This window comes from Luteimonas sp. 3794 (assembly GCF_031456825.1).
Classification (GTDB): Bacteria; Pseudomonadota; Gammaproteobacteria; order Xanthomonadales; family Xanthomonadaceae; genus Luteimonas.
On the sequence record NZ_JAVDVJ010000001.1, the window covers coordinates 659310 to 674434 of the forward strand.

The 15125-nt window shown below is 67.8% G+C and carries 5 protein-coding genes; all 5 read left to right on the plus strand.

Going from position 1 to position 15125, the window contains the following annotated elements; genetic code table 11:
- Window positions 1-126 precede the first annotated feature (126 nt).
- The 5 genes from J2X52_RS02905 (at window position 127) to J2X52_RS02925 (ending at window position 15115) form a co-directional block, all read left to right on the plus strand.
- Window positions 127-789 (plus strand): response regulator transcription factor, encoded by a 663-nt coding sequence (locus J2X52_RS02905; protein WP_310148384.1) that lies wholly within the window; start codon window positions 127-129, stop codon window positions 787-789.
- 413 nt (window positions 790-1202) lie between these two features.
- Window positions 1203-8600: an Ig-like domain-containing protein gene (locus tag J2X52_RS02910; RefSeq protein ID WP_310148833.1), complete on the plus strand. Its 7398-nt coding sequence runs from the start codon at window positions 1203-1205 to the stop codon at window positions 8598-8600.
- Window positions 8601-8614: 14 nt separating this feature from the next.
- On the plus strand, window positions 8615-12292 hold the full coding sequence (locus J2X52_RS02915) for a hypothetical protein (RefSeq protein WP_310148387.1): 3678 nt from the start codon (window positions 8615-8617) through the stop codon (window positions 12290-12292).
- Between the two features lie 263 nt (window positions 12293-12555).
- The gene (locus J2X52_RS02920) at window positions 12556-12903 is read left to right on the plus strand and encodes a hypothetical protein (RefSeq protein ID WP_310148390.1); all 348 of its coding nucleotides are present in this window, start codon (window positions 12556-12558) and stop codon (window positions 12901-12903) included.
- 289 nt (window positions 12904-13192) lie between these two features.
- Window positions 13193-15115, plus strand: a complete 1923-nt coding sequence (locus J2X52_RS02925; RefSeq protein ID WP_310148392.1) for a sensor domain-containing phosphodiesterase — start codon at window positions 13193-13195, stop codon at window positions 15113-15115.
- Window positions 15116-15125: the final 10 nt, after the last annotated feature.

A 15125-nucleotide genomic window follows, 5' to 3' on the forward strand; every position in this document is an offset into this window, starting at 1 on the left:
GCGATGCCCGCGACCGGTGTGCCCTCGATGCGCGCTTCCGTCCTTTGGTATGGTGCGGCCGCACCGGCAGATCTGTAGAGGCTCACACGTGTGAAAAGCGCTGAGGTGGTTCGGACCCGGGTCGCAGTGGTCGAAGACGATGACGAGTTGCGGGAAGAGGTGTTGTTGCCGCTGCTGCATCGCGAGGGGTTCGAAGCGGTGGGCATGGCGAATGCCCTGGCCCTCTACCGCGATCTGGTGGCGACGCCGTTCGATCTGATCCTGCTCGATGTCGGATTGCCCGACGACGACGGCTTTGCGATAGCGCGTCATCTGCGCAAGGCGGCGCCGAAGGTCGGCCTGGTCATGCTCACCGGCCATGCGTCTCCGTCCAGCCGCCTGAGAGGGCTGGAGGCCGGCGTGGACGCCTATCTGACCAAGCCGATCGACTCCGCCGAGCTGGTGATCACGTTGCGGAATCTCGAACGCCGACTGGAGTTCGGAGAGTCCGGTCCAGCGCGCCCGGGATGGACGCTCGACGCGCAGGGCTGGCAACTGCTGCTGCCCGACGGCCGCGCCGTGGAACTGAGCCTGCCGGAACGTCGCCTGCTGGCAGAGCTGGCGGCCACGCCGCGTGAGCCGGTGACGCGCGAAGCGCTGATGGCTGCACTCGCCGAGGACGTCGACGATTTCGATCCCCACCGGCTCGAGATGCTGATCCATCGCCTCCGCAAGAAATGTCTGCAGGCCTCGGGACAGGAGCTGCCCGTCCGCACGGTCCGTGGCATCGGCTACGTCCTGGCGTGTTGAACGCCTGATTCCCCGATCGTGTCCTGCGCGCCTGCGCCGGACGTCGCAGCCGCGTGGCATCCACACCGGCCCGCACAGCCGCTGAGCGCCACCACCGCCTGAAGCGCCATTTGCAAGATTCGGTGAGGAAGCGTGCGTGCCTCACCGCGATGTCTTGGGTCTAATTCCGCCCGTTGTTAGGGGTGCGCCGCTCGGTCGGCGCCAGCCAAGAACTCGCATACCGCCTCGGGCGGAAGGTCATGGGCCTTCCGTGAGGCGTGTAGGCGTCTGCGCGCGTGGATCAAGCGTGCGTCGGTCAGATCGGGGACGAAGGAATGGGCATGCGCCAGCAGAACAGTCAGAGAACACGCCGCGTTGCAGCGGACCACACGGGTGCGCTGCCGGGAGCCGGGCGCGATCTCATCAGATTGCTTGTGCTGATCTTCATGCTCGCGCTGCTGCTGCCGGCGCAGGCACAAACCGCGCGCACGGCGGATTGCATCCTGTCGAATCCGAATTCGAACGGTGAGCATGTCGACGAGATCTGCTGGTTGCAGTTCGGCGCGACGGGCACATCGCTCGCGACGCCGTACAGCCAGCAGCGGACCTTCAGTTTGCCGGACGGCTCCACGATCCAGATGACGGTGGAGCTGGCGGGTGGCGTCAACGGCGGCAATGGTGTCTACCGGATTGACCAGGCGCCTGTCTTCCCCACAGGCTCGAATTTCAGCGGTAACAGCGGCTATTACCGCCTGCTCACGCCGAACGGAGCGGTGCTGCACAGCGTGAACGGAGCCGGCAACGGCACGGTGCTGACCCTGCGTGACGTCAAGCTGTTTCGTCCCAACGGGACCGAGGTCACCAATGTCCCCTTCGAACTGATCGTCGCGGACGCCGAGCGCCTTAACCAGAACCCCGAGTTCATCGATTTCGGTGTCGTGTCGGGCGGATCGCCCTGGGAACTCGTGGAGTGGCTCGGTACTGCCCCAGCTTCGGCGATTGCGATCGGATCGAGCAGTAATGCTTCCTTCTCCGCGCCGGGCGGCGGCACCTACCAGAACCTTGGTTTCCCGTTTGAAACCGGCAATCCGGCCGGCTCGATTGCGTGTAATCCGGCCACATTCATCGATTGCCTGCGCATCCGCGGCGAAACACCGAGCTCCAATGCGAACGCAGCCGTGCTCGCAAGCCGCCGTGACATCAGCAACGCCGCCACACCGTTCACGGTCATCACGCAGGTGCATTCGGGCGCGGGCCAGGCGTTCGCGGTTGGCGTGCGCTGGGGTGGTGTCCGTCTGCGCAAGGCCCTGCCGCAGGGTCGTCTGAACGCGGCGGACCAGTTCGTCTACGAAGTGACGAATGTGCTGGATCAAAGCGTCATTTCCGCTGAAACGGCGGGCGCTTCCGCCATCTCGGATTACATCAGCGCCCAGGCGACGATGCCGGGCAATACGCTGACACTGACGGAGCGGATGACGTTGGGGAGCGTGTCGACCCTGCAGCAATACGATCGCTCCATCAGCTGCGCCAATCCAGGCAATCCCGGATCCAGCACGGTGTTGCCGGACGGCCCTTACGATCCGGACGCGCCACCGGTTGTCGATGTCCTGGAACTGGGCGACGCCATCGAATGCACGTTCTCGAACATTCCGAGAATCATCGATCTCGTGCTCGTCAAGACCGCGCCTGCAACGGCGTCGGCTGGAACCGAAATCGAGTACCAGCTCGCGATCCGCAACGACGGCACCCACACCGCTACCGCGGCGACCTTCACCGACACCCTGCCAGTCGGCCTGGGTGGCGTGTCGACGGCGGGCGTGACCTGCAGTGACGAGCAGGCTGGCGCAATCTGCGGCGATATCGCCGCCTCGGTCAGCGGAAGCGACGCCGCCGGGTACGTCATTACCGGCGCCATCGAATCGCTGCCTCCGGGCGCGAGCGTCGTCATCATGGTCCGCGCCACACCTCTGGCAAGCGCGGTCGGCACGGATCTCGTCAACTCGGCGCGGGTGGATCGCGCGGCCACGGATCTCACCGTGGGCGAACAGGACGAAACCAACAACGCATCGTCTGCGACGGTCAGCGTCACCGCGCCTGCAGTAGCAGACGTCAATTTCTGCCCTGTCGACGGTGGTTTCTTCAACATCGTCAATGGCGTGGGCATCTACCAGTACGCGCCGGCCTCGGCGACGGACAGCCGCGTCACCGGTCTGGACGCTGCGATTGGCGGCAACCTCAACGGCCTGATGGTGGACCCGACCGGTCGGACCCGCCTGCTGTTCCACAACGCCACTGGCGGCGACGTGTGGGCCTACGATCCAACGCACCCGACCAGCCCCGGCTGGTATCGAACGGGCGCGACGATCAATGCACCGAACCTGCCGCGTGCCGGCATGACGGCCGACGGCGTGGGTTATCTCATCACGTCGGCGACGGCGGCCGGCACCGGCGCGACCGCGCAGATGTATCGACTGGTGCGTGATGGCGACTACGGCTATCGCGTCGACGGTCAAAGCACGCTGACCTACGATGTGGCCCCGAGCGACTTCAATTCCGGCGACATCGCGTTCGACAGTACCGGTACGGGCTGGCTTGTCGCCGGCAGCGATCTGTACCGGGTCGACGTCGACGCGGGCACCGCCACCCGCCAGCAGAACTTCACCGGTGCGCCGGTGGGCGTGAACTACGCCGGCGCGGCCTTCGGCGGTGATGGCCGTCTGTACGTGGTCAACAACAGTGGTGGCACCTACTACGCGATGGATCTGGCGCAGGGCACGATGGTCGCCGTCGGCACCTCGACCAGTGGCGCGGGCCGCGATCTGGCCTCGTGCAGCTTCCCGGCGATCACGCCGGCGCAGCTGCGGGTCTCCAAGACTCTCGCGTCGATCATCCGCGACGGTGCCACCGTCCCGGCCGGCGCGCCCGCCGCGCCTGGGGATCTGCTCGCCTACAGCATCGAGATCCGCCACGTCGGCGGCAGCCAGGCGGCCACGGTGTTCGCCGGTAACGTCGTGGAAACCACGCCGGTCAACACCACCCACGGCGCAGTCGCGGATGATTTCACCTGCGCCGGCGGCACCTGCACGAACACCGAGGCCCGCAACATCCGGCCCGGCGAAAGCACTGCGTTCTCGTTCGTCGTGCAGATCGACGCCACGCTGCCCGCGACGGTCAGCCAGATCGTCAATACGGTCGCAGTCAACGGCATTGATTGCGCCGCGGCCGGCAACGATTGCGAAGAGACGACCCCGGTCGAGGGTGAGCCTGCGCTCAGTTCCTCCAAGGTGCTGACCGCGGTTAACGGCGCCGCCCCCGCAGGCGCGGTCGCGCTCGGCGACGTGCTCACCTACACGGTGGTGGCCGCCAACACTGGCAACGTCGCCCTGCCCACGGTGACCGTCACCGATACACGCATCACGCCGGACGCGATCACCTGTGCGCCGCTGGCGGCAGGCGCAAGCTGCACCCTGGTCGGCACCTACACGGTGACCCAGGCCGACGTCGATGCCGGCACCATCGCCAATACCGCGGTCATCACGACGCCCGATACGCCCGAGCTCTGTCCGGCGGGTTCGACCTCGGCGATCTGCCGTCCGACTGTCGAGATCCCGACGCAGACGGCGGCACCTGCGCTGACGGTTGTCAAGACCGCCGGCACGCCAAGCGGCAACATCGCGGGCAGCACGATCGGCTACAGCTTCCTGGTGACCAACACTGGCAACGTCACAATCACGAACATCGCGATCGACGACAGCCAGCTCGACGGCGCGGCCGTGTGCCCGGTGACGACCCTGGCCCCGGGTGCAAGCACGACCTGCACCGGTACGCACACGATCACCCAAGCGGAAGTCGATGCGGGTGAGGTGCTCAACACCGCAACCGCGACCGGCACCCCGCCGGGTGGTGGCACGACGACGAGCCCGCCGGACGAAGAAGACGTGACCCTCGACATCGAGCCGTCGCTGACCATCGTCAAGACCGCCGGCACGCCGAGCGGCAACATCGCGGGCAGCACGATCGGCTACAGCTTCCTGGTGACCAACACCGGCAACGTCACGATCACGAACATCGCGATCGACGACAGCCAGCTCGATGCGGCGGCCGTGTGTCCGGCGACGACGCTCGCGCCCGGCGCCAGCACCACCTGCACCGGTGTCCACACGATCACGCAGGCTGAAGTCGACGCCGGCGAAGTGCGCAACACCGCAACCGCGACCGGCACCCCGCCGGGTGGCGGCACCACGACGAGCCCGCCGGACGACGAGGACGTGACGCTGGAGCGCAATCCCAGCCTGGCGACCAACAAGGTGCTGGCCGGCAATGCGGACGAGGATGGCAGCGGCACCGTCACCCTCGGCGACACCCTTTCCTACACGGTCACCGCGACCAATACCGGCACCGTGACCCTGCCGAACGTCGAAGTGCGCGACGACCGCATCACCCCAGCGAGCATCGTCTGCGCCAGCCTGGCGCCGGGTGCGAGCTGTGTGCTGACCGGGACCTATGTGGTGGTCCAGGCCGACGTGAATGCCGGCCAGATCATCAACACCGCGACGATCAGCACCGATGATCCGGCGGTGTGCCCGGCCGGGAATACGTCCGCGGCGTGCCAGCCGACGGTCACCACGGGCGTGACCCCCTACGAAATCGAAGCCAACGACGACAACTACGGCCCGGTCAACGGCGCCGAAGGTGATCCGTCGGTGGGCAACATGCTCGACAACGACACGCTCAACGGTGTGCCGGCAACCCCGGATGCCGTGACGATCACCGTGGGCACACTGCCGCCAGGCATCGTGGCCGACCCGGCCACGGGCGTGGTGGGCGTCGAGCCGGGTACCCCGGCAGGCAGCTACACGTTCGAATACACGATCTGCGAAATCCTCAATCCGTCGAACTGCGACACCGCGACGGTAACCGTTGTGGTCGAAGCGGCGGAGATCGTCGCCAACGACGACAGCTACGGCCCGGTCAACGGCGCCGAGGGCGATCCGTCGGTGGGCAACGTGCTCGACAACGACACGCTCAATGGTGTGCCGGCGACGCCGGAGACGGTGACGATCACGGTCGGCACCCTGCCGCCGGGCATCGTCATCGACACGACGACGGGCGTGGTGGGCGTCGAGCCCGGCACCCCGGCAGGCAGCTATACATTCGAGTACACGATCTGCGAAATCCTCAATCCGTCGAACTGCGACACCGCGACGGTGACCGTCGTGGTCGAAGCGGCGGAGATCGTCGCCAACGACGACAGTTACGGCCCGGTCAACGGCGCCGAGGGTGATCCGTCGGTCGGTAACGTGCTCGACAACGACACGCTCAATGGTGTGCCGGCGACGCCTGACACGGTGACGATCACGGTCGGCACGCTGCCGCCGGGCATCGTCATCGACACGACCACCGGCGTGGTGGGCGTCGAGCCGGGCACCCCGGCGGGCAGCTACACGTTCGAATACACGATCTGCGAAATCCTCAATCCGTCGAACTGCGACACCGCGACGGTGACGGTTGTGGTCGAAGCGCCTGAGATCGTTGCGGTCGACGACAGTGCGGTCACCGAGCAGAACACGCCGGTCACGATTCCAGTGCTCGACGACGACACGCTCAACGGCGTACCGGTGGATGTCGAGGACATCACCATCGTCGAGGTGACGCCGCCGTCCAACGGCCGCATCGTGATCCTGCCCGACGGCACGGTGGTCTACACACCCGACCCCGGCTTCTCGGGTGAGGACAGCTTCGAATACCAGATCTGCGAGATCAACAATCCGACCAACTGCGCCACGGCCACGGTGACGATCACCGTGCTGCCGAACGTGGTCGAGGCCATCGACGACGATGCAGGCACCGCCGAGCCGGGCGTGCCGACACCGGTGGTGGTGGTCGACAACGACAGCAGCACGGGCGCGCCCCTGGATCCGGGTTCGGTCACGGTGGTAACGCCGCCGGCCCATGGCATCGTCAACTGCGCGAACGGCATCTGCACCTACACGCCGGCGTTCGGTTTCAGCGGCGAGGACAGCTTCGTCTACCGCGTCTGCGACACCTCCTACCCGACCGCGATGTGCGACACCGCCACCGTCACGATCCGGGTCGAAGGCGCCGCGCCGCTGCGCATCGCCAAGTCGGTGGCAGTGCGCGAGGTCAAGGTCGGTGATCTGGTCCGCTACACGCTTACGGTGGAAAACGTGGGCAATGCGATGGTCACCGGGGCGACCGTGCTCGACACGCCGCCGCAGGGCTTCAGCTACGTCGATGGCTCCATCGCGAGCAGCGACGGCCGGGCGCTGGCGGTCTCGGGGTACAACCCGATCCGCATCGCCAGCCTCGATCTCGCACCAGGCGATACCGCGTCCATCAGCTATCTGTTGCGTGTGGGCGCAGGCATCCGTGCCGGCAGCCACGTCAATCAGGCGGTGGCGCAGACCGAGGGCGGCATGACGCTGTCCAACATCGCCACCGCCCAGGTCCAGACCGCGTTCGATCCGCTGCTCGACGACAGCCTGGTGTTCGGCACCGTGTTCGACGACCGCAACGGCGACGGCTGGCAGGCGAGCGCGGCACTGCGCGGCGTGCGTGTGCAGGGCGGTTTCGCACCGGGTGCCTACATCGCCGGTTCGACCACGATCGACCGTGGCGACGGCCCGCAGCCGCTCGCCGATGCCAGCGCACCGCTGCTGCATGGTGTGGCGCTCGACACGATTCCCGGCCGCCAGTCGGTGGCCGATCCGGTCGAAACGCACCAGGTCGTGATCCGTCAGCGTCTGCGCAACGCGGCATTCACCGACGATTTCGCGCTGACCAGTGGTGATGGCGCCACGCTGTACATGGCCGCCGACGGCAGCACGCGCCTCGAGCGCAGCGGCGATGTGGCCAAGGGACTGTCGGCCGCCGAGCCGGTCGTCACCCGCCGCGTGTCGCAGGACGGCGAGGGCGTGCTGGTCGAATACGTGATCGGCAATGCCGGTATCGACGAGCGCGGCATTCCCGGCGTGCGCATCGCGTCGGTGGAAGGTCTGCTGATCGAGACCGACCAGTACGGCCGCTATCACCTGGTCGACGTGCCGGGTGGGAATGCGATGCACGGGCGCAACTTCATCCTGAAGGTGGATCCGTCCACGCTGCCGCCGGGTACCGAGTTCACCACGGCCAATCCGCTGGTGCGTCGCGTCACCCCGGGCCTGCCGGTGCGTTTCGACTTCGGCGTGCGACTGCCGGTGGTCGAACTGCAGGGCGGCAGCGAGGTGGTCGAGCTGGAGCTGGGCGAGGTGTTCTTCGCCCCGCACAGCAGTGCACTGCGCGAGGCCTATCTGCCGGCGATCGAGGCGATGGCCGGGCAGATCGAGCGTTACCGCGGCGGCCAAGTGGTGGTCACCGGCGAGGGCGAGCACGAAGCGCTCGCATTCGCCCGCGCCGCTGCTGTGCGCGATGCGTTGCAGGCGCGGATCACCCCGGCGGCGGCTGAGGCGCTGCGCGTCGAACTGCGCACGCAGGTCGACGATCCGCACGCGCTGGTGGCCGGCGTCGACAACAGTGGCGTGCTGCTGGGCACGGTGCTCTTCGACACGGACAAGTCGGACATCCGGCCCGAGTTCGAGGCGCTGCTCGATGCAGTCGCGCGTCGCCTCGAAGCACTGGGCGGCGGGATGGTCGGCATCGTGGGCCACACCGATGTGCGCGGCTCGCATGCCTACAACGTCGAGCTCGGTCTGCGCCGTGCGCAGTCGGTGTTCAACGCACTGTCGGGGCGATTGAGCCCACAAGTCCGGGCCAGGACCCGGGTGGAAACAAGCAGGGATCCGGCGGCTTCTGTCGGGGAGGCGCGGAAGTGAAAGGGGACCGGATTATGAAGAGGAAGCTGCTCGACGCAGCGCTGCTGGCGATTCTGGCCGGCGCGGCATCCACCACCGTGGTGGCGCAGGACGCTGCTACGGGTGCAGCGGCGGATGAGGGCGCCGCTGCCATGGACTGCGACGCCGACGGCTGCCGCAGCGAAGGTGACCTGCTGTTCCGGCTGCGGACACGCAGCTACGACCAGCCGGTCACGCAGGGCACCAGCGAGGCCTCGTCCTCGCAGGCGCTGCAGCCCGATCGCCGCGTCAGCCTGGCGCTGGAGCAGCCGGGCCGGGCGACCGCAATGGGCCGGTTCTCCGTGCAGCTGCCGGGCGGCGGCGCGATCTGGGCGACCGAAGATCCCAATCTCGGCCTGCCGGAGCTCTCGGTCTCGGCGCCGACCATGGTGCCGTTCGAGGACGGACGCATCACCCGGCCGGTGCGCTTCTTCGCGCGCAGCAATTACATCGATTTCGTCGACCGGTTCGAGGTGACGCTCTATCGCGCCGCCGACGCGGACCTGATCGAACCGATCGCGCAGTTCGCGCTGCCGCGTACCGCGGTGGCCGTTGCGGAATGGGACGGCGCGCTGCCTGCCGGGCGGCAATACCGCGCGGGCGACGAACTGGTGTACGTGCTGCGTGCCTACGACGCGGCCGGCAACTTCGACGAGACCTTCGTCCAGCGCCTGCAGCTGGTGACGCCGGCCGAAGCCGAGCGCGGCGCGCAGACGCTGCGCCAGAGCACCGAGCGTGGACTGGGCCTGGCCCTGGGCGCTGAGCAGGCGGAAACGCAGGCACTGGTCGACAACGTGTTCTCGGGCAGCGGGCTGCGCCAGCAGAACATTCCCGTCTACGGCTCGCGCGTGCGCATCACCGGCCGCAATCTGCCGGAGGGACAGTCGCTGCTGATCAATGGCGAGCCGTACCCGGTCGACCTGGAGCGCAAGTTCGTCGCCGAGTACCTGATGCCGGTCGGTCAGCACCGCTTCGATATCGGCCTGCGCGGCCGTGGCGGCGAAGTCGCCACGCACGCACTCGATGTCGATGTCAGCGGACGCTACTTCTTCGGCGTCGGCATCGCCGATGTCACCGTGTTCCAGAACAAGGCCAGCGGCCCCGGCCGCGAGATGGCACTGGCCGGCCGCGAGAACGACATCCTCAGTGATGGCCGCCTGGCGTTCTACGGCAAGGGCAAGATCGCCGGCAAGTACCTGATCACCGCGCAGGCGGACACCCAGAACCGGCCGCTCAGCGATCTGTTCGACGGCTTCACCTCGGCCGACCCGCAGGACATCTTCCGCCGCGTCGATCCGGACCTGTACTACCCGACCTACGGCGACGACTCCACGACCTATCGGGATGTCGACACCATGGGCCGGTTCTACCTGCGCATGGACTGGGACAAGAACCAGGCGCTGTGGGGCAACTTCTCGACCGGCCTCACCGGTACCGAGTACGGTCAGTACCAGCGTGCGCTCTACGGCGCGGCGCTGGCATGGCGCTCGCGCCAGTCCAATGTCTGGGGCGACCCGGGCACCGAGCTGCGCGCATTCGTGTCCGAGGCGCAGACCGCGCCGGGCCACAGCGAGTTCGTCGGCACCGGCACCAGCCTGTACTACCTGCGTCACACCGATGTGCTGCCCGGCTCGGAGCAGGTCGTGGTGGAAGTCCGTGATCCGACCACCGGTCGCGTCGAGGCGCGCACCGTGCTGCTGCGCGGCGCCGACTACGAGATCAACGAACTGCAGGGCCGCATCACCCTGTCGCGTGCATTGACCCAGATCACGCGCGAGAACCTGCCGACGATTACCCGCGACGCGCCGCTCGACGGTTTCGAGCAGCGCCTGATCGTCGACTACGAGTGGGTGCCGAACGGATTCGACCCCGACGAGATCACCGCCGGCGTGCGCGGCAAGCACTGGTTCGGTGACCATGTCGGCGTCGGCGCCACGTGGGTCGACGAAAGCCGCGCCGGCGAGGACTACACGCTGATGTCGGCCGACATCACCTTGCAGGCCGGCAAGGGCACCTATCTCAAGCTCGAGCACAGCCGCACCGAAGCCACCAGTGCACCGGTGTTCTTCTCCGACAATGGCGGCTTCACCTTCACCCAGCTCAATCCGGTCGGCCCGCGCGACGGCGAAGCCAGTGCGGTGGAAGCCCGGGCGAACTTTCGCGAGCTGGGTTGGACGACCAGCGACTGGAGCACCGGGGCCTGGTGGCGCCGCGTCGACGGCGGCTTCTCGGTCGCGCGCTTCGACATCGGTGCCGATGTCGAGGAGTACGGCGTCGAGGTGCTCGGCGAGTTCGGTCGCGATGTCGGCGTCTACGCACGTCACAGCCGCGCCGAGCGCGGCGCCGAGACGCTGACCCAGACCCAGGCGACCACCGAATGGCGGCTGTCTGATGTCAGCACGCTCGCGGCGGAGCTGCGGCGCGTGGAAGAAGGCCGCATCGGCGGCGATGCCACCGGCACGCTCGGCGCGCTGCGTTACACGCAGCGCTTTGGGACTGCGCTGGATGTCTACGGCACCGCGCAGTGGACGCTCGACGACGACGGCGGCTATGTCGACAACGACGCCTACACCCTCGGTGGCCGCTACAACTTCGCCAACCTGTCGAACGTCGGCGCCGAGGTCACAACCGGCGACCGCGGTGACGCCGCGCAGGTCAATGGCGAGTACCGCCTGACCGCGCAGCACAGCTTCTATGGCGCCTATACCTATTCGACCGACGCCACCGAGTACGACCCGCTGTTCAACCGCGCGCAGCAGAACGGCTGGACGCTGGGACAGCGCTGGCGCCTGTCGAACCAGGTCAACGTGTTCAACGAGAGCCAGTTCCTCAAGTCGCGCAACGAGTCCGGCCTGGCCCACACCTACGGCATGGACTTCTATCCGGCGGTGGGCTGGAACCTCGGCCTGACGCTGTCGGACGGCGAACTGACCAATCGCGACGGCGGGCAGGTGGACCGGCGCGCGGTCAGTCTCTCGGGCGGTCGCACCTCGGGCGCGACCGACTGGCAGAGCAAGATCGAGTGGCGCGAGGACACCGGCGCGGAACGCCGCACGCAGTGGATCACCACCAACCGCGTGCAGCATCGCCTCAACGAAAGCTGGCGCGTCGCCGCGCGCTTCAACTACGCCGATACCCAGGACGATCTGAATCCGGCCGCGAGTGCGAAGTTCATCGAGAGCAACCTCGGCTTCGCCTACCGGCCGTGGGACGGCTCGCGCTGGGGGCTGTTCGGCCGCTACACCTATCTGTACGACCTGGCCACGCTGGGCCAGATTGGTGGCGCCGACTACGACCAGCGGTCGCAGGTGCTGTCGCTCGAAGGCGTCTACCGAATCGACGATCGCTGGGAAGTGGCCGGCAAGCTCGCACGCCGCGAAGGCGAGGCGCGCTTTGGTCGAGGCACGGGCGAGTGGTTCGACTCGGCGACAACGTTCGCCGCCGGCCAGCTGCGCTACGAGCTGCTGTACAAGTGGCACGCGCTGGCCGAATACCGCTGGCTCGACGTCGACAACGGCGGCACCCGCCAGGGCTGGATGGCGGGCGTCGATCGCGACATCGGCCGCAACTTCCGCGTCGGCGTGGGCTACAACTTCACCGACTTCAGTGACGACCTCACCGATTTCGACTACGACCATCGCGGGTTCTACATCAACTTCGTCGGCAGTTACTGATCCGGCTGCCTTCGCGTACACGCGGCGTCTTCGAGGCCGTCGCGGGTGATGTCCGGCAAACGCCGGGCATCATCCGCGTTCGCGGGAAGCCGTGGGCGCAGGGTCGCGCGCGCATCCGGTAGCGGGAATATGCCTGCGGTGGCACAGGGGAACCCGGCACACCACGCGGTCGCCGGCCCTCACAGGCACTTGTTCCAGGTCATCTGCAGCTGGCCGCGTCGCGCGTCTCATCCGCTGAGCGCGCCGCGCGACATGCTGCCTGCATGGACTGGCAGTGCAATCCCCTGCTGCGGGAAGAAATCACGGTGCGCCGTCGGCCGCTGCGGCCGATGCCGGCGCTCTATGCATGGTCCGCGTGTGCCGGCGTCGTCATGCTGACCTGGCGCGGCAAGACGGTCGGCGCGGTGTATCCGGGCGGGCGCTACTGGCTGACGTGGCGGCGGCGGACCCATGCCGGCACGGCGGCCTCGTCGTTGCAGGCCAGGCGGTTCATGACGCGCTGGCTCCGCGCGCGGCGCGATGCCGCGCCGGTGCTGGATGCGGACCTGCCACCGAAGGCGCTCGTGCCGCTGGAGACATTCCTGCGCGAATACGAGGCGCAGGACGCCTGACCCGGCGGGACCCGGATGCCCCTCCGCCCACCGCGAAATCGCGACGGCTGCCGCTGCGCCGTCTCCTGTGACATGGCAGTCGCAGTCACGCGCACAGGGCGGGCATCGGCAGGCTGCAATGCGTGGCTGCGCACGCCTGTGCGGCGGTCGGCGGGAGGGCTGCAGCCTTCGTGTGGAGGTGTCTGCCGATTGCCACGACGGGTCTCTTTTGGGCGTACTGTGCGGAACGCGTGTTCGGCACATCCACGGGATGTCTCCATCACGCATCGAGGCAAGCGAGGGGGGGCCAGTGACGCTGCAGATGTTCAGGCCTGCCCGGGCGTCGGCCGCGCAGTCGGATGACGCCGATGCGGGCGAACGCTTCACCCGCGCGCTGGTCGCGCTGACGCGTACGGTCTGGAGTCCCGACTGCACGTTCGAGACGGCCATTGCGGCCATCTGCAAGACCGCCGCCAGCGCGTTGCAGATCGAGCGCGTCAGCGTGTGGCGCTACGACGCCCCTGCACGCGCCCTGCGGTGCCTGCATGCCTACGACGCCATTGCCGGGCAGGACATTGCCCCTGACGCACTGGAGACGCTGCCACTGGACGAGGACGACTACATCGCCTCGTTCGACGACGTGCGCACGCTGGAAGTTGCGGCGCTGGAACGCGACGCGTGGATGGCCCGGTCGCATCTGGCCCTGCGCGATTATCTGCAGCGGCATCGCATCCATGGCGTGCTCGATGCGCCGGCGTTCGTTGGCGGCGCACTGCAGGGCATTGTCTGCCACGAAAACCTGGCCGGTGCGCGCATCTGGTCGCGGGCCGAAACCACATTCGCGGCCAGCATGGGCGATTACGTGGCGATGGCATTCGAGATCGCCCGGCGGCGGCGGGCCGAGGCCGAAGTGGAGCATCTGCGCCTGCACGATGTCGCCACCGGCCTGCCCAACCGCGCCTACATGATCGAACTGATCCGGCAGCGCTTTCTCGACGGCCCGTCCCGCCGGCACGAACTGCTGGCGGTCGTCCACGTGCAGGTTGACGTGAGCAGCGGACGCGGCTGTTCGGCCGGCGCACCGAGCGCGGATACGGTGATGGGACGCATCGCCCAGGTGCTGCGGCCGATGATGGGCGTCGACACCGAACTCGCCCGGACCGGCGTCGATGGTTTCAGCTTTCTGGTCAGCACCCATGCCTCGAACCGCACGGTGATCCGCCTGGCGGAAGCCATCCTCGGCATGCTCGAATCCATGGACTGGCCACATGCCGATCTCGAGCCCGGTGCGAGCATCGGCATCGCGGTCGCCGAGCAGGCCGGCGCCCGGAATCCCTTGCTGCTGTTGCAGCAGGGCGAGGAAGCGGCTGCGCAGGCGCGCGCCGCCGGGCGGTTCGGCCACGCCGTCTACGACACCGAACACCACGCGGCGTTGCTGGAGGCGCTGCGCTTCGAACGCGCGATGCGTGATGGTTTCGCCAGGGGCGAATTCGAGGTGCACTACCAGCCCGAGTACGACACGGCCCTCGGGCAGTGGGTCGCAGCCGAAGCCCTGCTGCGCTGGCGCGTCGACGGTGCGCTGCGGACTGCGGCCGAGTTCATCGGCGTGCTGGAGCCGTCGCGACTGATGCCGGCCGTCGGACGCTGGGTGCTGCGTCAGGCCTGCCAGGACGCCGCGGCCTGGCCGGCGCGCGCGGGCGAGCCGGCGCCGGGCGTACGGGTTAACGTGTCGGCGCGGCAGTTCGACGAGACCGGTCTGGTCGAAGACGTCCAGGCGTCGCTGGAGGCATCGGGGCTCGATCCCGCGCGCCTGACGCTGGAGCTCACCGAAACCACGCTCATGCGCGACATCGACCATGCGCTCGAGATCCTCCGGCCGCTGCGCGCGCTCGGTGTGCAGGTGGCGATCGACGACTTCGGCACCGGCTATGCCTCCCTGGTCTACCTCAAGCGGCTGCCGGTCGATGCGCTGAAGATCGATCGCGAGTTCGTCCAGGGCATGCCCGACAGCGCGGCGGATCTGGCGATCGTGCGGGCGGTCATCGGTCTGGCCGAGGCGTTCGCGATCGAGGTCATTGCCGAGGGTGTGGAAACTCCCGCGCAGGCTGAGGCCTTGAATGCGGCCGGCGTGCATCGCATGCAGGGCTGGCTGTATGGCAAGGCGATGCCCAACAGCGAGCTGTGCCGCGTGCTCGGCGTGCAGCTCGGCGCAACGGACGCTTCGCCGGACTGACGGGGCCGCG